This window comes from Kitasatospora sp. NPDC097605 (genome assembly GCF_040302725.1).
GTDB lineage: Bacteria > Actinomycetota > Actinomycetes > Streptomycetales > Streptomycetaceae > Kitasatospora.
Map to the genome: position 1 here is coordinate 285,384 of NZ_JBEOSF010000005.1, position 23,571 is coordinate 308,954.

A 23,571-nucleotide genomic window follows, 5' to 3' on the forward strand; every position below is an offset into this window, starting at 1 on the left:
CGTGGCCGATTTCGACCGGTCGGACGTGGCGGACGGAGACGTGGGCGGCGGCGGGCGGGGGTTCCGGCGGGGCCGGTGGACGCCGGTGCCGCTCGCGGCGGCGGCCGCGGTGGTGGCCGTGGCCGTGACCGGCTGTGCCGGCGGGGGCTCCACGGCCTCCTCGGCCACCGGGGCCGCCGGGGCCGCCCCGCCCCTGTCGCAGGGCGCCACCGAGGCCGCGCGGGAGGTGGGGTGGCCGCTGGAGGCGGCGCTGCGGGGGGACGCGGAGAGCCGGGCCGTCCTCGCGAACGCGCTGAACAAGATCTCCGCGAAGTGCGCCCGGGAGCAGGGGTACCAGGTCACCGAACGGCCGCCGGTGACGGCCGAGCAGCTCATCGCCGAGCAGAAGACGCAGGGGGGCGTCGCGAACCCGTACGCGTGGCCGTCCGCCCAGGCGCTGAAGGACTTCGGCTACGCCGGCTCCGCCCACGGCCGGGACGCGAAGCCGCCGGAGACGGAGCAGCCCGTCGCCGCGGACCCGGCGGCAGGCACCGCGGCGAGCAAGTGCGCCAAGGAGACGGCGGCCCGGCTCACGGCGGCCGATCCGGCCGGGAGTTCGGCCCAGAGGCGGTTGCGCGAGCTGACGGAGGAGGCGGACCGGCGGACCACCGCCGACGCCCGGATGGTCGCGGCGCTCGCCCAGTGGTCGGCGTGCATGAAGCCGAGCGGCTACAGCTACGCGAGCCCGCTGGAGGCGGAGCAGCAGTTCGAGAAGGTCGTCGGCGCCGCGGGTTCGCAGGAGCTGGCGGTCGCCCGGGCGGACGCCGACTGCCGGACCGCCGGCCGGCTGGCGGACGTGTGGGTCCAGGTCCGCTCGCAGGCGGAGCAGCAGCTGGTGGAGCAGAACGCCCAGGTGCTGAAGGAGGCCGCCGACGCCGACCGGCGGATGGCGCAGGAGGCGACCCGGGCGGCGGCCGGGTGAGCAGGGTGGATCGGGTGCGGCCTTGAGATCACGTCAGGTTGAACCCGCAGTCGAACAGTTGGATCGATTTCCAGGACAAGGGTGGGTCGTGGCCGAGTTCGAGGGGTCGGACGTGACGCCGGAGGCGGCGGACGACGAGATGGGCGGCGGCGAGCGGGGGGTCCGGCGGCGTCGACGGGCACTGGTGCTGGTCGTGGCGGCGGCGGTGGCGCTGGCCGGAGGCGGGGTGGCGGCGTCGACGATGATCAAATCGCCCGCCCAGGCGGCGGCCGACAGCGAGCCGCCGGCGCCGGACGTGCTGACGGCGGCGGTGGAGAAGCGGGTGCTGACCGACTCCGTGGTGATCCGCGGACAGGTGAGCGCCGGGCAGTCGGTGGACGTGGCGCCGGCCGGGGGCGGCGGGACGACCGGGGCGAAGCCGGTGGTCACCAAGCTGCCGGCCAAGGTCGGCGACCAGGTGCAGGCCGGGCAGTCGGTGCTGGAGGTGGCGGGGCGGCCGGTGTTCGCGCTGCACGGCGACCTGCCGGTGTACCGGGACCTCAAGCCGGGCGCCACCGGACAGGACGTCAAGCAGCTCCAGCAGGCCCTGAAGGAGCTGGGTTTCGGCTCGGACGGCGACCCGGAGGGCAGCTACGGCGCCGGCACCAAGGAGGCGGTGAAGAACTTCTACGCCGCGCGCGGCTACGACCCGCTGCCCGCCACGCCGGAGGGGGATGCCCAGGTGACCGCCGCCCAGGACGCGGTCACGGGCGGCGAGCGCGCGCTGGCGGACGCCAAGGACGCGCTGAAGCAGGCGAAGAAGCGCTACGACGACGCGGTGACGGCCGCCCGGCAACAGGAGCAGGCCCAGCAACAGGCCCAGCAACAGCAGGCCCAGCAGCAGCAGGCCCAGCAGCAGGCGCAGCAGAGCGCCACGCCGACCACCGGGTCGGGCGACACCGGCCGTCCCGCCGCCCCCGGCGGCGCGGCCCCGGCCCCGGCCGGGGAGAGCCCGGTGGACGCGGCCCGCACCGCCGTCGACACCGCCCAGAAGCAGGTGAACCGGGCCACCGAGGACCTCGCCAAGCTGCGGAAGAAGGTGACGGACGCGAAGACCGCCGCCGGCCCGATGGTCCCGGCCGCCGAGCTGCTCTTCCTCTCCGGCTTCCCGGCCCGGGTCGACGCGGTGACCGGCCGGGTCGGCGGCGAGGTGTCCGGCAAGGTACTGACCGTGTCGGCCGGGGCGCTGGTGGTCAAGGGCAGCCTGACCCTCTCCGACAAGGGCCTGGTGCACCCCGGACAGACCGTGGAGGTCCTCTCCGAGGTGACCGGCGTCAAGGCCGCCGGCAAGGTCGGCGCGGTCGCCGACACCCCCGGCGACGGCCAGCAGGCCGGCGCCGCCCAGGGCGGCGGGCCCGGCGGCGGCCAGAACCCGGCCCCCGCGCCGGGCGGCGCCGCGAACGGCTACCCGATGGTGGTCCAGCCGGACGCCCCGCTGGACCCGCGGCTGGCCGGCCAGGACGTCCGGCTGACCGTCCAGGCCGCCTCCTCGGCCGGCCCGGTGCTGGTCGTCCCGCTGTCGGCGGTCTCCGCGACGGCCGACGGCAAGACGGTGGTGACGGTGTACGAGAACGGGCAGCGCCGCCGGGTGGAGGTCACCCCCGGCACGGTCGGCGGCGGCAGCGCCGAGGTCCGGCCGCTGACCGAGGGCACGCTGAAGGAGGGCGACCAGGTGATCGTCGGCGTCAAGGACGCCACCAGGGCGGGCGCCAAGTGAGCGAAGCGCCCGACACGGCCGCCCCCGTCATCGAGTTCCGCCAGGTCGGCCTGACCTACCCGGGCCCGCCGCCGGTGGCCGCCCTGAAGCCGTGCGACCTGGCGGTCGCCCCCGGCGAGTACGTGACCGTGATCGGCCCGTCCGGCTCCGGGAAGTCCACCTTCCTGAACATCGCCGGCCTGCTGGACGCCCCCACCACCGGCCACTACCTGCTGGACGGCATCGACACCGGCAGCCTTCCGGACTCCGACCGCACCGCGCTGCGCGGACGCCGGATCGGCTTCGTCTTCCAGTCCTTCCACCTCCTCCCGCACCGCTCGGCGGCCGAGAACGTCGCCCTGGCGATGCTCTACACGGCCACCCGGGGCCGGCGCGCCGCGGCCGAGCGGCGCGAGCTGGCCCGCGCCGCGCTGGTCCGGGTGGGCCTCGGCCACCGGCTGGACGCGCTGCCGACCCGGCTGTCCGGCGGCGAGCGGCAGCGGGTGGCGATCGCCCGGGCCCTGGTCGGCCGGCCGTCGCTGCTGCTCTGCGACGAGCCGACCGGCAACCTGGACACCGTCACCGCCGAGTCGATCCTGGCCCTGCTGGACGAACTGCACGCCCAGGGCCTGACGGTGCTGCTGATCACCCACGACCCGCAGGTGGCCGCCCGCGGCCGGCGGACGGTGGCGATCCGGGACGGCCTGCTGCGCGAGGAGGTGGCCGCGGCGTGAGGCCGATCCGCCGCCGCGACCGGGTGGTCGAGCCCTCCCGGTTCCCGTTGCGCGACCTGCTCGCCGAGGCGCTGGCCGGGGTGCTCCAGCGGCCCGCCCGCTCGGCGCTCACCGGTCTGGGCACCGTCCTCGGGGTGGGCACCTTCGTGGCCATCCTGGGGCTGACCGCGACCACCTCCTCGCAGATCGACTCCCGGTTCAGCGTGCTGAGCGCGACCGAGGTGAGCGTCGAGGACATCGGCGGCACCCGCCCGGAGCTGGTGCCGCTCGCCTTCCCGGCCGACGCCGACGCCAGGATCCAGCGGCTGAACGGGGTCGAGGCGGCCGGCGTCTACTGGCCGGTGTCCCAGGCCTCCGGGACGGTCCGGGCCGCCCCGGTGGGGCGGCAGGGCGGCGGCGAGCAGGTCGCCGTGGTGGCCGCCTCGGCCGGGGTGCTCGCGGCCGCCGAGCCGCACCTGGTGCAGGGCCGGACCTTCGACAGCTGGCACGACTCCACCGGCCGGCAGGTGGCCGTGATCGGCGCGGCGCTGGCGTCCCGGCTGGGCATCACCACGCTGGACACCCAGCCGGCGATCTTCCTGGACAACAAGCCGTTCACGGTGATCGGGATCGTCGACGACGTGAAGCGCAAGGCGGACCTGCTGCTCTCGGTGACGGTGCCGCGCGGGACCGCCGCCCGGCTCTGGGGCGAGCCCGACCGCGACCGGGCCAAGATGATCATCTCGACCAGGATCGGCGCCGCCCGGCAGATCGCCGCCGAGGCCCCGCTCGCCCTGGACCCGGCGCACCCGGAGTACTTCAAGCCCGTCCCGCCGCCGGACCCGCGCACCCTGCGCTCCAACGTCACCTCCGACCTCAACCAGCTGTTCCTGCTGCTGGCCGGGATCTGCCTGGTGATCGGCGCGGTCGGCATCGCCAACACCACCCTGGTCGCCGTCCTGGAGCGGACCGGCGAGATCGGCCTGCGCCGGGCGCTGGGCGCCCGCGGCCGCCACATCACCGGCCAGTTCCTCTCCGAATCCGCCTCGCTGGGGCTGATCGGCGGCCTGATCGGCACCTCGCTGGGGGTGCTGACGGTGCTCGGGGTGGCGCTGGGCCGGGACTGGACACCGGTGGTCGACCCGGCGACGGTGGCCGCCGCACCGGCGATCGGCCTGCTCACCGGACTGCTGGCCGGGGTCTACCCGGCCTGGCGGGCGGCCAGGATCCAGCCCGCCGAGGCGCTGCGCCGCTGAGCCGGACCTCCTGCGGGCGGGTCTCCACGACCCGCCCGCAGGACGTTCCCGGGGCAAACGTGGGGCGTCGGCGCGACGCTACCGACAAATCGGATATTCCTCACGTAGTGTCAGCCCATGCCTACGCCACACGGATCGCGCGGCGGCATGGCCTTCAGCGCCGACGAAGTCCGCGTGCTGCGCCGCGCCCTCGCCCAAGCCCTGCACCCCGCCGTCCCCGTCCACCTCCAGCTCCCCGGCCGGCCGGCCCCCGCCGGTGCGGGCGCCGCGCTGTGGGCCGAGGACGTCCAGGACGCCCTGCGCCTGACCGAGGCGATCGACGAGGCCGTCCAGGAGGGCGGCCGGCTGCGCGCGTTCCTCCTCGCCGACCTCGCCCGCTACCGGGCCGCCCTGCCCGGCAGCGCCAGCGGCTACCTGGAACGGCTGGAGGAGGCGGTGGCCGACGGCTACCTCCCCGGGCCGGAGGACCTCACCGCGCTGCGCGGACTCAGCCGCCAGCCCTGCGGCCAGGGCGAGCGCTCCCGCCGCTCCCGGCTGGCCGGGCGCTGCCACGCGCTGGCCGAGGCCGCCGTCCGCGAGCGGCTCGCCCTCACCACCGGCCAGCGCCACCTCGTCGCCGTACCGAGCCCCGCCGCACCCCCGAACGCTTCCCTGACCCCTGTTGGCCCCAGTCCTGTTGGCACTCCTGTTGGAGGACGGATCCCGATGAGCAGCACCGAGCCCCCCGTCGAGCAGTCCGCCGACCCCCGCGCGCCGCAGGGCCGCAAGCCCGCCCGGCCGCACCGGATGCCCACCCCCGCCGAGCTGTTCGGCCGCCGTCCCAAGCCGCCGACCGGCCCGGAGGCGCCGCCCGAGCCCGAGGACGTGGAGTTGGCCACCGGCACCGGCTGAGCCCGCCCCGCCACCGCCTCCCGGGGAGGCCGCGCCGGATCCGTCCGGTACGGCCTCCCCGGTTCCGTTTCCGGCCGCCGGGCCGCACCGCCCGGCACGGTTATCCCGTGGCGGAGCACCGGTCCCGGCTGGCTACCCTGGTGGGGTGAGCGATCAGAGCCCTATCCCCGCGACCGACGACCTTCCCGAGCAGATGCGCGTCCGGCGCGAGAAGCTGGACCGGCTCCGGGCCGCCGGTGTCGACCCCTACCCGGTCGGCTTCCCCAGGACCAGCACCATCGCCGACCTCCGGGCCAAGCACCCGGACCTCGCCCCCGACACCGCGACCGGTGAGCGGGTCGGCATCACCGGCCGGGTGATCCTCTCCCGCACCGGCGGCAAGCTCTGCTTCGCCACCCTGCGCGACGGCTCCGGCGACCTCCAGGTGATGTTCTCCCTGGACAAGCTGGGCGAGGAGCGGCTGGCGGCCTGGAAGTCCGACATCGACCTCGGCGACCAGGTCGGCGTCGAGGGCGAGGTGATCACCTCCCGGCGCGGCGAGCTGTCGGTGATGGTGGACCGCTGGGAGCTCACCGCCAAGTGCCTGCGCCCGCTGCCGGACAAGCACAAGGGCCTGACCGACCCGGAGGCCCGGGTCCGCCAGCGGTACGTCGACCTGATCGTCAACCCCGAGGCCCGCGAGATCCTCCACCTGCGTTCCAAGGTGGTCCGCTCGATCCGCCGCACCTACGAGGAGCGCGGCTACATCGAGGTCGAGACCCCGATGCTGCAGCCGGTGCACGGCGGCGCCAACGCGCGGCCGTTCAAGACGCACATCAACGCGTACGACATCGACCTCTACATGCGGATCGCCCCCGAGCTGTACCTCAAGCGGCTGGTGGTCGGCGGCGCGGAGAAGGTCTTCGAGATCAACCGCAACTTCCGCAACGAGGGCGCGGACTCCACCCACAACCCGGAGTTCACCTCGCTGGAGTCGTACGAGGCCTACGGCGACTACGACACCCAGGCCGAGCTGATCCGGGCCACCATCGTCAACGCCGCCCGGGACGCCCTGGGCACCACGGTGATCAAGGGCCTGGACCCGCACGGCGTCGAGCACGAGATCGACCTGGCCGAGCCCTGGGAGGAGGTCGCCGTCTACCCGGGCATCTCCGCCCGCCTGGGCACCGAGGTCACCCCGGAGACCTCCGTCGAGGAGCTGCGCAAGCTGGCCGCCGAGCACGGCATCCCCTTCGAGAAGGAGTGGGGCCACGGCCAGATCGTGCTGGAGATGGTCGAGCGCCTGCTGGAGGAGAACGCCGTCCGGCCGACCTTCATCAGGGACTACCCGACCGAGGTCTCCCCGCTGACCCGCCAGCACCGCTCGGTCCCGGGCGTGGCCGAGAAGTGGGACCTGGTGATCTTCGGCACCGAGATCGGCACCGCCTACTCCGAGCTGGTCGACCCGGTCGAGCAGCGCGCCCGCCTCACCGCGCAGTCCCTGCTCGCGGCCGGCGGCGACGTCGAGGCGATGCAGGTCGACGAGGACTTCCTGCGGGCCCTGGAGTACGCGATGCCGCCGACCGGCGGCCTCGGCCTCGGGGTGGACCGCCTGATCATGCTGCTCACCGGCAAGAACATCCGGGAGACGGTGCTCTTCCCGCTGGTGAAGCCGGAGCCCAGGGCTTCCGCCGGTGCGGCGGAGAAGACCGAGGAGGAGTGACCTGATGGACTACGTCAGCGCGATCGTGCCGCCGCTGGTCATGGCGATCGGCTTCGGCTTCCTGGTGCGGGCCATCATCCGCAGCCAGGGCGGGGCCCAGAAGACCAAGGAGGACGTGGTCGACTGACCCCGTCGGTCGCCCGCGAACACCGCGCGCCGCCATTCCCGGATTCCGGGGGTGGCGGCGCGCCGGTTTGGCGGCACTTCACAAGATTTGCCCCATTCACTCCCTATCCTGGCCGCACTATGGTCCGGCAACTCGGCGAACTTGAGAACGCCATCATGACCCGGGTGTGGCAGTGGAACCGACCGGTCACGGTTCGCGAGGTTCTCCTGGATCTGCGGTCGGAACGCGATATCGCGTACACCACGGTGATGACCGTCCTGGACAAGCTGCACAGAAAGGGCTGGCTCCGCCGGGAGCGCGCGGGGCGGGCCTATCGATATGAACCGGTCTCCTCGCGTGAGGCGTACACGGCGGCCCTGATGAACGACGCCTGGGCCACCAGCGACAATCCCGCGGCGGCCCTGGTGCACTTCTTCGGCCTGATGTCACCCGGGCAACGGGAGGCGCTGCGGGACGCCTTGCGGGTGGCCGCTCTGTCCCCGTCCGATCCGTCCGCACCGGATTCCCCGGAGGGCGGACCGGATACCGGGGAGACCGGCTCGGGGCCGGCACGATAACGTCCCGCCATGGAGGTCACCATCCGCCGGGCGCGGACCACGGACGTGCGGGCCGTGCGCGGGCTCATCGACGCCTACGCGCGCGACGGGATTCTGCTCGACAAGCCCACCGTCACACTGTTCGAATCGGTGCAGGAGTTCTGGGTCGCGGAACGCGACGACGACGGGACGGTGGTCGCCTGCGGCGCGCTGCACGTGATGTGGGAGGACCTCGCCGAGGTCCGCACCCTCGCGGTCGACCGGTCCTGCCGGGGCCACGGGGTCGGACACCTGCTGCTGGAGAAGCTGCTGCAGACCGCCCGCTGGCTCGGCGTCCGTCGGATTTTCTGCTTGACGTTCGAGGTCGCCTTCTTCGCGAAACACGGTTTCGTGGAGATCGGGGAGCTCCAGGAAACCGATGATGGTACGACAGACCCGGCGGCGATCGCTACGGATGTCTATGAAGAACTTCTCCGCTCGTACGATGAAGGTGTCGCCGAGTTCCTCGACCTGGAGCGGGTGAAGCCCAACACACTGGGCAACTCGCGCATGCTGCTGCACCTGTGAGCCGCCCCCGGGACGGCCAGGGGTTTGTGTTTTCCGGGAAAAGGCGCTTTCCTTTCCTTAGGCAATGGGTCGTTTAGCGGAAAGGGAAGCCCGTGGCACAGAGGGTGCAGGTCATTCTTGAAGACGATCTCGACGGCGGGTCGGCGGACGAGACGGTCACGTTCGCGCTCGACGGCGTTGCCTACGAGATCGACCTGAAGAGCGCCAACGCGGACAAGCTCCGCGGTCTGCTGGCGCCGTACGTGGAGAAGGGGCGCAAGCAGAGCGGCCGCCTCGCCGGCACCCGCCGCGCCGGCCGCGGGTCCGCCCCGCGTCCGTCCGGCAGCGTCCCGGACACCGCCAAGATCCGCGCGTGGGCCAAGGAGCAGGGCCTGGAGGTCAACGACCGCGGCCGCGTCCCCAGCAATGTGCGCGAGGCCTACGAGAAGGCCAACGCGTCCTGAACCGGGCGACGCCCGGCCGTCCGGACGGGTGCGGGGCCCCGGGCGGCGCGTGAGGCGTCCGCGACATGCCCGCGGGGCGCGGAGGGACCCCCTCCGCGCCCCGCGGCGCACACCGTCACCGCCTGTGCAACGCTGGAAGGGCGGAGCGGCGACGCGGACGACCGGGCCGGCGCACCGGCCCCGGCCCCGACTGATCCACCGTCAGCGGCGGCCCGACTTCTCGCCAGGCGAACACCGCCACCGCGGAAACTGCGCGAGAACCACCCCGATACCGGGTATGAATGCAGGGGGACGGGGTCCACGACCCCGTCCGGGGCAGGACGCGTGACCGGTCGGACACCCACCGGCAGCGCCGTGGCGGAGGTTGTTCGCCGATGGCGTAGCGGTATCCGGTGCATCCGGCACCCGTGCGGGAACACCGTCTTCCAGCATCGGGTTGGGAATGGTGTCGGCTGGTCGCGCAGCATCTCGCTCCCCTTCGAGGGAGTGAATCCGTGGGCCGCGCCGCTGAGCGGGACTAGCATGCGGAAGGACAGGGCGGGGACGGACCCCGAACTGCCCGACCGCTCTGAGGAGCGATAAACGATGTTCGAGAGGTTCACCGACCGCGCGCGGCGGGTTGTCGTCCTGGCTCAGGAAGAAGCCCGGATGCTCAACCACAACTACATCGGCACCGAGCACATCCTCCTGGGTCTGATCCACGAGGGTGAGGGTGTCGCCGCTAAGGCCCTGGAGAGCCTCGGGATTTCTCTTGAGGCCGTTCGCCAGCAGGTCGAGGAGATCATCGGCCAGGGCCAGCAGGCCCCGTCCGGCCACATCCCCTTCACCCCCCGGGCGAAGAAGGTCCTGGAGCTGTCGCTCCGCGAGGCCCTGCAGCTCGGCCACAACTACATCGGCACCGAGCACATCCTGCTCGGCCTGATCCGCGAGGGCGAGGGCGTCGCCGCCCAGGTCCTGGTGAAGCTGGGCGCCGACCTGAACCGGGTCCGCCAGCAGGTCATCCAGCTGCTCTCCGGCTACCAGACCCCCGGTGGCAAGGAGTCGGCCACGGCCGGCGGGCCCGCCGAGGGCACCCCGTCGACCTCGCTGGTCCTGGACCAGTTCGGCCGCAACCTCACCCAGGCCGCCCGCGAGGCCAAGCTCGACCCGGTCATCGGGCGCGAGAAGGAGATCGAGCGGGTCATGCAGGTGCTGTCCCGCCGCACCAAGAACAACCCGGTGCTGATCGGTGAGCCCGGCGTCGGCAAGACCGCCGTCGTCGAGGGCCTGGCCCAGGCGATCGTCAAGGGCGAGGTCCCGGAGACGCTCAAGGACAAGCAGCTCTACACCCTGGACCTGGGCGCCCTGGTGGCCGGCTCGCGCTACCGCGGTGACTTCGAGGAGCGCCTGAAGAAGGTCCTCAAGGAGATCCGCACCCGCGGCGACATCATCCTGTTCATCGACGAGCTGCACACCCTGGTCGGCGCGGGCGCCGCCGAGGGCGCCATCGACGCCGCCTCGATCCTCAAGCCGATGCTGGCCCGCGGTGAGCTGCAGACCATCGGTGCCACCACGCTCGACGAGTACCGCAAGCACCTGGAGAAGGACGCCGCGCTGGAGCGCCGCTTCCAGCCGATCCAGGTCGCCGAGCCGTCGCTGCCGCACACCATCGAGATCCTCAAGGGCCTGCGCGACCGCTACGAGGCCCACCACCGGGTCTCCATCACGGACGCCGCCCTGGTCGCCGCCGCCACCCTGGCCGACCGGTACATCTCGGACCGCTTCCTGCCGGACAAGGCCATCGACCTCATCGACGAGGCCGGCTCCCGGATGCGCATCCGCCGGATGACCGCGCCGCCGGACCTGCGCGAGTTCGACGAGAAGATCGCCGACGTGCGCCGCGAGAAGGAGAGCGCGATCGACGCGCAGGACTTCGAGAAGGCCGCGTCCCTGCGCGACGACGAGAAGCAGCTCCTGCAGGCCAAGGCCAAGCGCGAGAAGGAGTGGAAGGCCGGCGACATGGACGTCGTCGCGGAGGTGGACGAGGAGCTCATCGCCGAGGTCCTGGCCACCGCCACCGGCATCCCGGTCTTCAAGCTCACCGAGGAGGAGACCTCCCGGCTGCTGCGCATGGAGGACGAGCTGCACAAGCGCGTCATCGGCCAGAAGGACGCCATCAAGGCGCTCTCCCAGGCCATCCGGCGCACCCGTGCGGGCCTCAAGGACCCGAAGCGCCCCGGTGGCTCGTTCATCTTCGCCGGCCCGTCCGGCGTCGGTAAGACCGAGCTCTCCAAGACGCTCGCCGAGTTCCTCTTCGGCGACGAGGACGCGCTGATCGCCCTCGACATGTCGGAGTTCTCCGAGAAGCACACGGTCTCCCGGCTCTTCGGTTCGCCCCCCGGCTACGTGGGCTACGAGGAGGGCGGCCAGCTGACCGAGAAGGTGCGCCGCAAGCCGTTCTCCGTCGTCCTCTTCGACGAGGTCGAGAAGGCCCACCCGGACATCTTCAACTCGCTGCTGCAGATCCTGGAGGACGGTCGCCTGACCGACTCCCAGGGCCGCGTGGTCGACTTCAAGAACACCGTCATCATCATGACGACCAACCTCGGCACCCGGGACATCTCCAAGGGCTTCAACCTGGGCTTCGCGGCCCAGGGCGACACCCAGACCGGGTACGAGCGGATGAAGGCGAAGGTCAGCGAGGAGCTCAAGCAGCACTTCCGCCCCGAGTTCCTGAACCGCGTCGACGACATCGTGGTCTTCCACCAGCTGTCCGAGGAAGACATCATCCAGATCGTCGACCTCATGATCGCCAAGGTGGACGAGCGGCTCAAGGACAAGGACATGGGCCTGGAGCTCAGCGTCGAGGCCAAGCAGCTGCTGGCCAAGCGCGGCTACGACCCGATCCTGGGCGCCCGGCCGCTGCGCCGGACCATCCAGCGCGAGATCGAGGACCACCTCTCCGAGAAGATCCTCTTCGGCGAGCTGCGGGCCGGCCACATCGTGGTCGTCGGCGTCGAGGGCGAGGGCAAGGAAGCGAAGTTCACCTTCCGCGGCGAGGAGAAGTCCGCGGTCGCGGACACCCCGGCCGCGGTCGCCTCGCCGGGTCCGGACCTGACGAAGTAGCAACATTTAACAGATAACAGCAAACGGTTTGGGCCCCCGGCGTTCGCGCCGGGGGCCCAAACCGTTTTCCGCACCGCTCCCGAAGCTGTGATCCGGCCCACGAAGTGGCAGATGGGAGGCCAGACGGGGGGCCGGTGCGGGTGCGATCGAAGCTGCGCTCATCTTTAATGTCAATGTTGTTGACGGTGCGTCAGCTGATACGAAGTCGCGGAGGATAGCGCTGTGGCCATGTCACGGTCAAGGTCTATCTTTTCCGTCCACGCTTGGATCAAATGACGTCCACCTGTCTTTCATTGGTTTACCGGAAGGCCAAGAGCCGGACCGGTTTGGGGAGGACGTCACAACGTTGAAGATGACCAGGAAAGCCGCCGCGGTCGCCTCGGCCGCGGCGGTCATAGCCGCGCTCGGCGCGGGGATGCTCCCGAGCACGGCCGTCGCCGCCGGCTCCGCCCCCGTTCCGCAGGACCCGGCCGATGCCGTCCAGACCAGCACTGAGCACAACCTGCCGGGCCCGCTGACCGAGAAGGTCGAGGCCGAGCAGAAGGCCGCCACCGAGCAGCTGCTCGCCGGCACCGCCAAGATCGAGCAGCACGGCGGCAGCTCCAGCATCAAGCTGGGCAAGGACAAGTACGTCGAGCTCGCCCGTGAGCGCACGGACAAGATCTTCACCATCCTGGTGGAGTTCGGTGACGACGTCGACAACACCACGAAGACGCCGGACGGCCGGATCAAGTACGGCGGCACACCCGGTCCGCAGCGCAACCAGATCGAGAAGCCGGACGCGGCCACCAACAACTCGACCCTCTGGCAGGCTGACTACAACCAGCAGCACTACCAGGACCTGTACTTCAGCAAGACCGGCGACTCGCTGAAGACCTACTACGAGAAGCAGTCCTCGGGCCGCTACTCGGTGGACGGTCAGGTCACCGACTGGGTGAAGGTCAAGTACAACGAGGCCCGTTACGGCTCGGACTACTGCGGCCAGCACGTCTGCGCCAACGCGCAGGACCTGATCCGCGACGCGATCGACACCTGGGTCGCCGACCAGAAGGCCAAGGGCCAGACGGACGAGCAGATCAAGGCCACCATCGCGCAGTACGACCAGTGGGACCGGTACGACTTCAACCACAACGGCAACTTCAACGAGCCGGACGGTTACATCGACCACTTCCAGATCGTGCACGCCGGTGAGGACCAGTCGGCCGGCGGCGGCAAGCAGGGTACTGACGCCCTGTGGGCCCACCGCTCGTACGTCTACGGCACCGGCGCCGGCTCCACCGGCCCGGCCGACAACAAGCTGGGCGGTACCCCGGTCGGCGGCACCGGCGTCTGGGTCGGCGACTACACCATGCAGCCCGAGAACGGCGGCCTCGGTGTCTTCGCCCACGAGTACGGCCACGACCTCGGTCTGCCGGACCTCTACGACACCTCGGGCAGCGGGATCGACAACTCGGTCGGCTTCTGGTCGCTGATGTCCTCCGGCTCCTGGCTGGGCGAGGGCAAGAACTCGATCGGCGACATGCCGAACGACCTCGACGCCTGGAGCAAGCTGAAGCTCGGCTGGCTGAAGTTCGACAAGGCCAAGGCCGGCACCGAGTCGACCCACCACATCGGCCCGGCGGAGTACAACAGCAAGCTCCCGCAGGCGCTGGTCGTCGACCTGCCGAAGAAGGCCGTCACCACCACCATCAACAAGCCCTTCGCGGGCGCCAACGAGTGGTGGAGCGGCAGCGCCGACGACCTGAACGTCACGCTGACCCGCGACATCGACCTCACCGGCAAGACCTCCGCCTCGCTGTCGGCCAAGGCCTGGTACGACATCGAGCAGGACTTCGACTACGGCTACGCCGAGGTCTCCACCGACGGCGGCACCAGCTGGACCGCCCTCGCCGGTACCTACAACGGCACCGCCCTGCCGAAGGACCCCTCCGGCAACGCCTCGCTGACCGGTAGCTCGGGCGACAAGTGGGGCGACCTCGTCCTCCCGCTGGACGCCTACGCCGGCAAGGCCGTCAAGGTCCGCTTCCGCTACGTCACCGACGGCGGTCTGCACCTCAAGGGCCTGGCGCTGGACGACCTGGTCGTGACCGCCAACGGCGCCACCGTCTTCACCGACGGTGCCGAGAACGGCGACAACGGCTGGACCGCCAAGGGCTTCTCGCGGACCACCGGGTCGTTCACCAACGACTACAACCAGTACTACATCGCGGAGAACCGCCAGTACGTCTCGTACGACCGCACCCTCAAGGTCGGCCCGTACAACTTCGGCTTCGCCGACAAGCCGCTCTGGGTCGAGCACTACCCGTACCAGCCCGGTCTGCTGATCTGGTACTGGGACGAGTCGCAGAGTGACAACAACGTCACCAACCACCCGGGCCAGGGCCTGATCCTGCCGGTCGACTCGCACCCGACCCCGCTGAAGTGGAAGGACGGCACGCTGATGCGCCCGCGCATCAACGGCTACGACTCCACCTTCGGTTCGCGCAAGGTCGACGGCCTGACCCTGCACCGCGCCGGTGTCGAGACGGTCATCCCGAAGGCCAAGGGCATCGACGAGTTCTCCGACCTGAAGTCGTACTGGTCGAAGGACAACCCGTACAGCAGCGTCATCGTCCCGAAGACGGGCACCAGCATCGAGGTCGAGAACGAGTCCTCGAACTACCTGGAGACCTGGATCCGCGTCCGCCCGGTCGACAACTGATCGACCGCGCTCTGACGCCCGGTTCCTGACCGGGCAAGACCGAGCCGATCCGGCCCGCTCCCGCAGCCGCGGGGGCGGGCCGGATTCTTTGTGCCGTGGCGGCCCGGGGGGCCGGGGATCCGGGCGGTCCGGGCGGGTTCAAACCCGCGTTCCGGGTGGTGCTGCTCACAACCCCGGGGCACGGTACGAGCGGCGGTAGTAGGACGGCCGGGTGGCGCCCTCCGGCCGTGACCCCGTGAACGGACGATCCGACCGCATGATCGTCACTCCGTCGGTTTGAATCCCCGACGCGCCGATGACTACACGCCGTAGTACGTCACACGGTTTGGGACTCCGCTCGGTGACGGTTACACCTGAGTGGTCCCCCGCTCAGCACGCCCGAACGGGCTCAGCGTGCTGCCCCGTACGTTCGTGAGGTCGAGCTCCATGCCTTCCGTCCCGCCTCTGGGGCCGGCCCTGTGCCGGCTCGCCGACTCCTTCCTCCGGCAGACCGGTCGCAACCACTCCACCACCGCCGCCGCGGCCGGCGCGGCCGCCCTGACCGGCGCCCTGCTGCTGGTCGCCTCGGGCAGCGCCTCGGCGCAGACGGTCGCCCCGACCACCCCCGGCAGCTCGGCGTTCACCGCGTCGCACGGGGCGGCGCCCGCCTCGGCGCTGGTCCAGGTCGCCGGCCCGAGCACGTACACGCTGCCCTCCCAGCGGGCCTCGGCCCAGGAGTACGTCGCGGTCGCGGCCAACCTCGCGGCGCAGCCCGCCGAGCCGGCGCCCGCCGCCCAGCCGGAGCCCGCCCCGGCCCCCGCGCCCGCCCCGGAACCGGCCCCCGCGCCTGCTCCGGCCCCGGCCCCCGCTCCGGCCCCGGCCCCGGCTCCCCAGTGGTCCGCCCCGGTCCCGGGCGCGCCGACCAGCAACCCGTACGGTGGGCGCAACGCGCACTACGCGGCCGGGTACCACACCGGCGTGGACTTCGCGGTCTCCCCCGGCACCAGGCTGCTCGCGGTCGGCAACGCCACCGTGGTGTCGGCCGGCTGGGACGGCGCGTACGGCAAGGAGGTCGTGCTGCGGCTGGCGGACGGCCGGTACGCCCAGTACGCCCACATGTCGTCGATCTCGGTGTCGGCGGGCCAGCACGTCTCGGCCGGGCAGCAGATCGGCCGCTCCGGCAACACCGGCAACTCGACCGGGCCGCACCTGCACTTCGAGATCCGCTCCGCCAACAAGTACGGCGCGGTGATCAACCCGATCGCCTACCTGTCCGCGCGCGGGGTCACCCACTTCTGATCCCCCGTCCGGAGCCGGGCGCGGTCCGGGCGGCCGCTCAGTCCGTCGGCGCGGGATTGCCGATCAGCCGGCAGATCTCCAGCGCCACGTGCTGGGCGGCCGCGATCGCCTCCTCGCGGGTGGCCTCGTCGACCTGGACCTCGGAGACGTAGCGGTCGGCCTCGGGCCGCTGGTCCTGCTGCAGCAGGAAGAGCGCCGAGTTGATGGTGAACAGGGACATCGCCGCGCGCAGCCGGTCCTCGAAGCTCGCCTTCGGGCCGTGCATCAGCCGGACCAGCGCGATCATGGTGTCCCGGAACTCCCGCCCGGCCGGCAGGTCGCGCAGCGCGGGCTGGTTCTCCTGGAAGAAGCGGAGCAGTGGCGCCCGCTCGGACATCCCGGCCGCGAACCGGCGGATCAGCTCGTCCCGCACCTCGGGTGTCCAGGTCTGCTCGCGCCCCCACGCGATCAGCTCGTGGATCGGGGCGGCGGTGGCCGCCACGATGCCCTGGACGATGTCCTCCTTGGTCTTGAAGTGGTAGTAGAGCGCGGCCTTGGTGACACCCAGGCGGTCGGCGATCTCCCGCAGCGAGGTGCGCTCGTAGCCGTGCTCGGAGAAGAGCTCCAGGGCGACCGCGACGATGCGCGCCCGGGTGTCGCTACGGGGGCCGTGCGTGGTGCCCATCGCCTGCCTCTGACTGCGTCGTGATCGGTCCCCGCGCCGGCCGACGGCCGCCGCGGCGCAGCGGCGGACACCTCTGCGGCGCCCGCTCCTGCGTTCATTCTTCCTGCCCAGGGCGCCCGCCGAAAAACTGGCTTGACGACCGGCTAGTGGACAACCTACCGTGCCGACGGTCCACAAACTAGCCGGGCGACAAGTAAGGAGGGGCCGTCGCAGGCCGCGCCGGTCGCCCGACGTCCTGTCCGGGAGACGCCCACCCATGTCACAGCCCAAGGCCGACGCCGACGCCCCCGAGAAGAAACCGGCCGAGGAGGAGCAGCCCCGCTCGGCCCGCGAGATCCGCCTGGTCATGATCGGCCTGGTGGTCACCATGCTGCTCGCGATGCTCGACGGCCTGATCGTCGGCACCGCGATGCCGACCATCGTCGGCGAGCTCGGCGGCGCCGAGCACCTGTCGTGGGTGGTCACCTCGTACACCCTGGCCACCGCCGCCTCCACCCCGATCTGGGGCAAGCTCGGCGACCTCTACGGCCGCAAGGGCACCTTCCTCACCTCGATCGTGATCTTCCTGGCAGGCTCGGCGCTCTCCGGCCTCTCCCGGGACATGACCGAGCTCATCGGCTTCCGCGCCCTGCAGGGCCTGGGCGCCGGCGGTCTGATGGTCGGCGTGATGTCGATCATGGGCGCGCTGGTCCCGCCGCGCGACCGCGGCAAGTACCAGGGCATGTTCGCCGCGGTGATGGCCCTCGCCACCATCGGCGGCCCGCTGGTCGGCGGCTTCATCACCGACCACCTGAACTGGCGCTGGACCTTCTACATCAACCTGCCGCTCGGCGCCGTCGCGCTCGCCGTCGTGGTCGTCACGCTGAAGCTGCCGAAGGTCCGCAGCAAGGCCAGGATCGACTACCTCGGCGCGCTGCTGCTCACCACCGGCATCACCTCGCTCACCCTGATCACCACCTGGGGCGGACAGGAGTACGCCTGGGGCTCGAAGCAGATCCTCGGCCTGACCGCGCTGGCCGCGGCCACCCTGATCGGCTTCTGCTACGTCGAGCAGTGGGTCCAGGAGCCGATGCTGCCGCTGTCGCTGTTCCGGAACCTCAACTTCACCCTGGTCTCGATCATCGGCTTCGTGGTCGGCTTCGTGATGTTCGGCTCGACCGTCTTCCTGCCGCTCTACCAGCAGACCGTGCAGGGCGCCTCGGCGACCAACTCCGGCCTGCTGCTGATGCCGATGATGTTCGGCATGCTGGTGATCTCGCTGGTGGTCGGCCAGGCCGTGACCAAGACCGGCAAGTACCGGATCTACCCGATCATCGGCACCGTCGTGATGACCGCCGGCATGCTGCTGCTCTCCACCCTCTCCACCGGCACCTCGGGCTTCGTCTCCGCCTGCTGGATGGTAGTGCTCGGTGCCGGCATGGGCTTCCTGATGCAGATCACCATGCTGGTCGCGCAGAACAGCGTCGAGCTCAAGGACATGGGCGTGGCCAGCTCCACCGCCACCCTGTTCCGCACCATCGGCGGCTCGTTCGGTGTGGCGCTGTTCGGCGCGCTGTTCAACAACCGGGTCACCGAGACCATGAACGAGCGGCTCGGTTCGGCCGCCGGGGCGGGCGGCTCGCAGGGCGGCGACCCGGCGCAGCTGAGCCCGGCCGCGCTCAAGGCGCTGCCGGCGCCGGTCCAGGACGCCTACCACCACGCGGTGGCCAACGGCATGCACACCGTCTTCCTGTGGGGTGCCGCCGTCGCCGTGATCGCGGTCGCCGCCGCGGTCTTCATGCGCGAGGTGCCGCTGCGCGGGGCCGGCGCCCCGCCGGCCGACGGCGAGGGCGGCAAGGGCACGAAGGGCGCCGCGGCCGACAACATCGAGGCCGTCGCGATCTGACGCCGGAACGCACCGGGGCCCCCGTCCGCCGCACCGGCGGACGGGGGCCCTCGCGCGTGCGGGGGTGCCCGAGCTAGTGGGGCAGCCGGTAGACGCCCTGCTCGACCGGCTCGACCAGGCCGTCGGCGACCAGCCCGTCCAACGCGCGGGCCCGCTGCACGGCGTCCGGCCAGACCGCGTCGAGCCGGGCCTGCGGCACCTCGCCGTGCGCCTCGCGGAGCACCGCGAGCAGCTTGCCGCGCACCTGCCGGTCGGTGCCCTCGTACGACTGTCCGCGCCGGGCCGGTCCCTCGTACGGCGGGCGGCCGGCCCGCTGCCAGGCGCAGGAGGTGAACAGCGGGCAGTCCCCGCATTCCGGGCCGCGGGCCGTGCAGACCAGCGCGCCCAGCTCCATCACGGCCACCGCCCAGGTGGCGGCCGTACCGGCGCCCTCGGGCAGCAGGGCGGTCGCGGTGCGCCGCTCGGCCGCCGTGGTGGCCTGCGCCGGGTACTCCACACCGGTCACCGCGCGGGCGAACACCCGGCGGACGTTGGTGTCCAGCACCACGTGCCGCTGGCGGAAGGCGAAGGAGGCCACCGCCGCCGCGGTGTACTCGCCGACGCCGGGCAGCGAGAGCAGCGTCGCGTGGTCGTCCGGGACCTCGCCGCCGTGCTCCTCGGTGATCGCCACGGCGGCGCCGTGCAGGCGCAGCGCCCGGCGCGGGTAGCCCAGCCGGCCCCAGTGCCGGACGGCCTCGCCGGGCGGCTCGGCGGCCAGGTCGGCCGGGGTCGGCCAGCGCTCCATCCAGGCCTCCCAGACCGGCAGGACGCGCTTGACCGGGGTCTGCTGGAGCATGAACTCGCTGACCATCACGGCCCAGGGCGAGGCGTCCGGGGTGCGCCAGGGGAGGTCGCGGGCGTTGGCCTCGTACCAGTCGAGGACGGTCGTGTGCAGGACGGGCAGCGGCAGCGCGAGCTTCGGCCCTTCGGCCGGGGTCGCGGGGGCGGCGGGGGTGACGGTGTTGGCAGCCATGGCCCTTCGATCCTCCCACGCCCGGGTCGGGAGCCGAAGCGGATCATGACTCTCCGCCCAAGGGCGCAAAACACCCCATTCAGCCTCCCTCGAACGGCGCAAATGGCGGATCATGTGAAGGAAGGGGTGACTGTGCGGTGTTGGTGCGTCAAGGGGCACACACTGTCTCGTAGAGTTTGGGCGTGCCCTCTCTGCGTCAACCCGTAGGACCGCTGCCGGCCTCGATCTACTGGCGTCGGCGCATCGTCGTGCTCGTCGCCGTCGTCGCGGTCGCCGCCCTCGTCATCTGGCTGATGACCGATCAGGGCGGGGGTGGTGACGGCTCGAAGGACAAGGCCGCGCAGGCCGTACCGACCCAGTCGCAGAGCCAGACACCCGCCCAGGCCATCACGCCGGGCGCCTCGCCGACCGGGCCCGCCAACAACTCCCGGCCCGGGAGCGGCAGCAGCGGCGGCGGTGGAAGCGCCTCCGGCGGCGCCGTGGGCGGTTCCGGCGGCGGCGACGTCAGCCTGAGCACCGGCGGCACGACCGGCGGCGGCGCTGCTCCCGCGACCGGCGGGGCGGCGGCGGGCGGCGGTGCGGCCGGCGGGAGCGGTGGCGCCAACGGCGGCGGCACGGGCGGTACCGGCGGTGGCGGCACCGGCGGCCCGCCCCCGGTGAACACCAACGAGATCATGGCCCTGCCGGTCTGCGCCTCCTCTCAGGTGACGCTCAATCTGGCCGGCGCCCAGAACGCCTACCAGCCCAAGGACAAGCCCAAGCTGGCGCTGACCATCAACAACTCCTCCGGCACCACCTGCCGGCTGGACCTGGGCCGGACCGCCTCGGCGATCACCGTCACCGCCAGCAACGGCGAGCGCATCTGGTCGTCCGGCGACTGCCCGACCGACAAGGGCAGCAGCTGGGTCCAGCTCCCCGCCAACGGCGGGCTGACCGAGACCTTCAGCTGGGACCGGGTCCGCAGCAAGCCGCAGTGCGCCACCGCCGACGCGGCGCCCGCCCCGGCCGGCACCTACCTGGTGGTCGCCGACCTCACCGGCCTCTCCGGCGGCCAGGCCTCGGCCCGCTCCTCGATCCGCCTGGAGAACTGAGCGGCCCTCAGCGGCACGGCACCGCAGCACGAAGCCCGGACCGCTCAGGCGGTCCGGGCTTCGGCGTCCCCGGGGCGGCGGGCCCCGGTCAGACGTAGCGCTCCAGGATGGACGATTCGGCAAGCCGGGACAGGCCCTCGCGGACCGAACGGGCCCGGGTCTCGCCGACGCCCTCGACCGTCTGCAGATCGTCGATGCTCGCGGCCAGCAGCTTCTGCAGGCCTCCGAAGTGCTCGACCAGGCGCTCTATCACGGTGTTGGGCAGCCGCGGGATCTTGGCCAGCAGCCGGTAGCCGCGCGGCGAGACCGCCGAGTCCAGCGACTCCGGCGAGCCCGAGTAGCCGAGCGCCTTGGCCACCGTCTGCAGGTCGAGCAGCTCGGCGTGGGTCAGCGCCTCCAGGTCGGCCAGCACCTCGGTGACGGTCCGGCCCTTCTTGGCGGCGCGCTCCGGGAAGTAGTCCCGGGCCACCAGCTCGCGCTCCGGCTCCACGCCCGCGATCAGCTCGTCCAGCTGGAGCGAGAGCAGCCGGCCGTCGATGCCGAGCTCCAGCACGTAGCCGGCGATCTCGGTGGCGATCAGTCGGACCATCTCCAGCCGCTGCGCGACGGCGGTGACGTCCCGGACCGTCACCAGGTCCTCGATCTCCAGCGCGGAGAGCGTGCCGGCCACCTCGTCCAGGCGCAGCTTGTAGCGCTCCAGGGTGGCCAGCGCCTGGTTGGCGCGGGACAGCACGGTGGTGGAGTCCTCCAGCACCCGGCGGGTGCCGTTGACGTACATGGCGATCAGCCGCATCGAGTGCGAGACCGCGACCACCGGGAAGCCGGTCTGCCGGTTGACCCGCTCGGCGGTGCGGTGCCGGGTGCCGGTCTCGTCGGTCGGGATGGTGGAGTCCGGCATCAGGTGGACGCCGGCCCGGACGATCTTGGTGATGTCCTTGTCCAGCACCACCGCACCGTCCAGCTTGCACAGCTCGCGCAGCCGGGTCGCGGTGAACTCCACGTCGAGCACGAAGCCGCCGGTGCAGAGCGACTCGACGGTCTTGTCGAAACCGAGCACGATCAGGCCGCCGGTGTTGGCCCGGAGCACCCGCTCCAGCCCGTCGCGCAGCGCGGTGCCGGGGGCGATGGCGGTGAGGGAGGCCCGCAGCAGGGCCTCCTCGCGGGAGGACTTGTCCGCCCGGTCGCTGGCTGCCACGTGACTCCTCCGGTCGACCCCGTACCGCGCGCCCTCGCGCGGGGCGCCGGCCTACGGTCTGTTGCTCTGTCGCTTAGTACTGCCTTATCACCAATGAGACAGGGGAAAGTCTAACTGCGTGCGGCAACGACAGGGCTTGGGTCAGCGCAGTTCGTCGGAGTCGAGCGGCTCCCACCCCTCCATGACCTCCTCCGGGTAGGCCGTCGGCCGGGGCGCCGGCGGCGCCGACGGTGCCTCACTCCTCGGCTTGGCGGCGGCCCGGCGGCGGCCCGGGATGGCCCGCAGCGCCTCGCCGATGTCCGCCACCTCGACCACCTTCATGCCCGGCGGGACCTTGCCCGGGTCCGGCGGGACGAGCGCGTGGGTGAAGCCCAGCCGGTGCGCCTCGGCCAGCCGCCGCTGCACACCCGTCACCCGCCGCACCTCACCGGCCAGACCGACCTCGCCGATCGCGACCAGGTTGCTGGGCAGCGGGGTGTCGGAGGAGGAGCTGGCCACCGCGAGTGCCACCGCGAGGTCCGCCGAGGGCTCGGAGAGCTTCACCCCGCCGACGGTGGCGGTGTAGATGTCCTGTTTGCCCAGCTTCACCCCGCCATGACGCTCGACCACGGCCAGGATCATCGCGATCCGGGGCGACTCCAGGCCGGAGGTGGTCCGGCGCGGCGAGGGGATCTGCGAATCCACCATCAGCGCCTGCACCTCGGCCACCAGCGGCCGCTTGCCCTCCAGGGTCACGGTCAGGCAGGTGCCCGGCACGGGCTTGTCACGCCTGGTCAGGAAGAGGCCGGACGGGTCGGCCAGGCCCTCGATGCCCTCGTCGTGCAGCTCGAAGCAGCCGACCTCGTCGGTCGCGCCGTACCGGTTCTTGACCCCGCGGATGATCCGCAGCCGGGCATGGCGGTCCCCCTCGAAGCTCAGCACCACGTCCACCAGGTGCTCCAGCAGGCGCGGGCCGGCGATCTGGCCGTCCTTGGTGACGTGGCCGACCAGCAGGGTGGCCATGCCGCGCTCCTTGGAGGCCCGGATCAGCGCGCCCGCCACCTCGCGGACCTGGGCCGGGCCGCCGGGCGCGCCGTCCAGCTCGGCGGAGGCGATGGTCTGCACCGAGTCCAGGATCAGCAGACCGGGGCCGACCGCCTCGATGTGGCCGAGGACGGCGCCGAGGTCGGACTCGGCGGCCAGGTAGAGGTGGTCGGAGAGCGCGTTGATCCGGTCGGCGCGCAGCCGGACCTGGCTGGCCGACTCCTCGCCGGTGACGTAGAGGGTGCGGTGCTGCGCGGTGGCCGCCTTGGCGGCGACGTCCAGCAGCAGGGTGGACTTGCCGACACCGGGCTCGCCGGCCAGCAGCACCACGGCGCCCGGGACCAGGCCGCCGCCGAGCACCCGGTCCAGCTCGGGCACGCCGGTGGAGCGCGCCGTCGCCACCTGGCCGTCCACCTGGGCGATCGGGCGGGCGGGCGCGCTGACCGGGCCGGCGGCGGTGGTGCGGATCGGCACCGCGCCGTACTCCTCGACCGTGCCCCAGGCATTGCACTCCGGGCACCGGCCGACCCACTTGGGCAGCTGGTTGCCGCACTCGGTGCAGCGGTAGGCCGGGCGCGGCTTGGCGGTGGTCTTGGTACGGGCAGCCATGCGGTCACCGTAGCGCCTGGGTACGACAGCGCGGGGACGGCGGCGCGGGGACGGCGGCGCGGGCGGCCGACGGGGCG

The 23,571-nt window shown here is 72.1% G+C and carries 19 protein-coding genes; 15 read left to right on the forward strand and 4 right to left on the reverse strand.

Annotation, left to right across the window (positions count from 1 at the left end):
* Nucleotide 1 precedes the first annotated feature (1 nt).
* The 13 genes from ABTX81_RS08600 to ABTX81_RS08660 all read left to right on the forward strand — a co-directional run bounded on the left by ABTX81_RS08600 (nt 2) and on the right by ABTX81_RS08660 (nt 16,015).
* Entirely contained in the window at nt 2-961 is a 960-nt protein-coding gene (locus tag ABTX81_RS08600) for a hypothetical protein (protein ID WP_350542470.1), read from the forward strand.
* 88 nt (nt 962-1,049) lie between these two features.
* A complete protein-coding gene (locus tag ABTX81_RS08605; RefSeq protein WP_350542471.1) occupies nt 1,050-2,717 on the forward strand; it encodes a peptidoglycan-binding protein in 1,668 nt (555 codons plus the stop codon).
* Nucleotides 2,714-3,430 carry an ABC transporter ATP-binding protein gene (locus ABTX81_RS08610; RefSeq protein ID WP_350542472.1) on the forward strand — a complete coding sequence of 239 codons (717 nt, stop codon included), beginning with the start codon at nt 2,714-2,716 and terminating at the stop codon, nt 3,428-3,430. Before ABTX81_RS08605 ends, ABTX81_RS08610 begins: the two co-directional genes overlap by 4 nt.
* A complete protein-coding gene (locus tag ABTX81_RS08615; protein ID WP_350542473.1) occupies nt 3,427-4,665 on the forward strand; it encodes an ABC transporter permease in 1,239 nt (412 codons plus the stop codon). Before ABTX81_RS08610 ends, ABTX81_RS08615 begins: the two co-directional genes overlap by 4 nt.
* A 117-nt stretch (nt 4,666-4,782) precedes the next feature.
* Entirely contained in the window at nt 4,783-5,556 is a 774-nt protein-coding gene (locus tag ABTX81_RS08620) for a hypothetical protein (protein ID WP_350542474.1), read from the forward strand.
* Between the two features lie 145 nt (nt 5,557-5,701).
* Complete coding sequence (lysX, locus tag ABTX81_RS08625) at nt 5,702-7,258, forward strand: bifunctional lysylphosphatidylglycerol synthetase/lysine--tRNA ligase LysX (protein ID WP_350542475.1); 1,557 nt, start codon at nt 5,702-5,704, stop codon at nt 7,256-7,258.
* A 4-nt stretch (nt 7,259-7,262) separates the two neighbouring features.
* Nucleotides 7,263-7,385, forward strand: a complete 123-nt coding sequence (locus ABTX81_RS08630; RefSeq protein WP_350542476.1) for a hypothetical protein — start codon at nt 7,263-7,265, stop codon at nt 7,383-7,385.
* A 119-nt stretch (nt 7,386-7,504) separates the two neighbouring features.
* Nucleotides 7,505-7,942, forward strand: a complete 438-nt coding sequence (locus ABTX81_RS08635; protein ID WP_350542477.1) for a BlaI/MecI/CopY family transcriptional regulator — start codon at nt 7,505-7,507, stop codon at nt 7,940-7,942.
* Between the two features lie 9 nt (nt 7,943-7,951).
* Nucleotides 7,952-8,488 (forward strand): amino-acid N-acetyltransferase, encoded by a 537-nt coding sequence (locus tag ABTX81_RS08640; RefSeq protein WP_344339283.1) that lies wholly within the window; start codon nt 7,952-7,954, stop codon nt 8,486-8,488.
* 92 nt (nt 8,489-8,580) lie between these two features.
* Entirely contained in the window at nt 8,581-8,931 is a 351-nt protein-coding gene (locus ABTX81_RS08645; protein ID WP_344339286.1) for a histone-like nucleoid-structuring protein Lsr2, read from the forward strand.
* Between the two features lie 585 nt (nt 8,932-9,516).
* Complete coding sequence (locus tag ABTX81_RS08650; RefSeq protein ID WP_350542478.1) at nt 9,517-12,036, forward strand: ATP-dependent Clp protease ATP-binding subunit; 2,520 nt, start codon at nt 9,517-9,519, stop codon at nt 12,034-12,036.
* 352 nt (nt 12,037-12,388) lie between these two features.
* Complete coding sequence (locus ABTX81_RS08655) at nt 12,389-14,737, forward strand: immune inhibitor A domain-containing protein (protein ID WP_350542479.1); 2,349 nt, start codon at nt 12,389-12,391, stop codon at nt 14,735-14,737.
* 426 nt (nt 14,738-15,163) lie between these two features.
* The gene (locus tag ABTX81_RS08660) at nt 15,164-16,015 is read left to right on the forward strand and encodes a M23 family metallopeptidase (protein ID WP_350542480.1); all 852 of its coding nucleotides are present in this window, start codon (nt 15,164-15,166) and stop codon (nt 16,013-16,015) included.
* Nucleotides 16,016-16,052: 37 nt separating this feature from the next.
* Here ABTX81_RS08660 and ABTX81_RS08665 read toward each other — a convergent pair whose 3' ends face one another.
* A complete protein-coding gene (locus tag ABTX81_RS08665) occupies nt 16,053-16,679 on the reverse strand; it encodes a TetR/AcrR family transcriptional regulator (RefSeq protein ID WP_350542481.1) in 627 nt (208 codons plus the stop codon).
* A gap of 256 nt (nt 16,680-16,935) precedes the next feature.
* Here ABTX81_RS08665 and ABTX81_RS08670 point away from each other — a divergent pair, with 256 nt between their 5' ends.
* The gene (locus ABTX81_RS08670; RefSeq protein WP_350542482.1) at nt 16,936-18,564 is read left to right on the forward strand and encodes an MDR family MFS transporter; all 1,629 of its coding nucleotides are present in this window, start codon (nt 16,936-16,938) and stop codon (nt 18,562-18,564) included.
* Nucleotides 18,565-18,637: 73 nt separating this feature from the next.
* Here ABTX81_RS08670 and ABTX81_RS08675 read toward each other — a convergent pair whose 3' ends face one another.
* Complete coding sequence (locus ABTX81_RS08675) at nt 18,638-19,576, reverse strand: HhH-GPD family protein (RefSeq protein WP_350542483.1); 939 nt, start codon at nt 19,574-19,576, stop codon at nt 18,638-18,640.
* 182 nt (nt 19,577-19,758) lie between these two features.
* On the opposite strand from ABTX81_RS08675, the gene ABTX81_RS08680 reads away from it, so the two are divergent.
* The gene (locus tag ABTX81_RS08680) at nt 19,759-20,667 is read left to right on the forward strand and encodes a hypothetical protein (protein ID WP_350542484.1); all 909 of its coding nucleotides are present in this window, start codon (nt 19,759-19,761) and stop codon (nt 20,665-20,667) included.
* Between the two features lie 88 nt (nt 20,668-20,755).
* Here the strand turns inward: ABTX81_RS08680 and disA are convergent, their stop codons facing one another.
* Both disA and radA read right to left on the reverse strand, forming a co-directional pair.
* Nucleotides 20,756-21,814: a DNA integrity scanning diadenylate cyclase DisA gene (gene disA, locus ABTX81_RS08685; RefSeq protein WP_344345239.1), complete on the reverse strand. Its 1,059-nt coding sequence runs from the start codon at nt 21,812-21,814 to the stop codon at nt 20,756-20,758.
* A gap of 189 nt (nt 21,815-22,003) precedes the next feature.
* Nucleotides 22,004-23,494: a DNA repair protein RadA gene (radA, locus tag ABTX81_RS08690; protein WP_350542485.1), complete on the reverse strand. Its 1,491-nt coding sequence runs from the start codon at nt 23,492-23,494 to the stop codon at nt 22,004-22,006.
* Between the last annotated feature and the right edge of the window lie 77 nt (nt 23,495-23,571).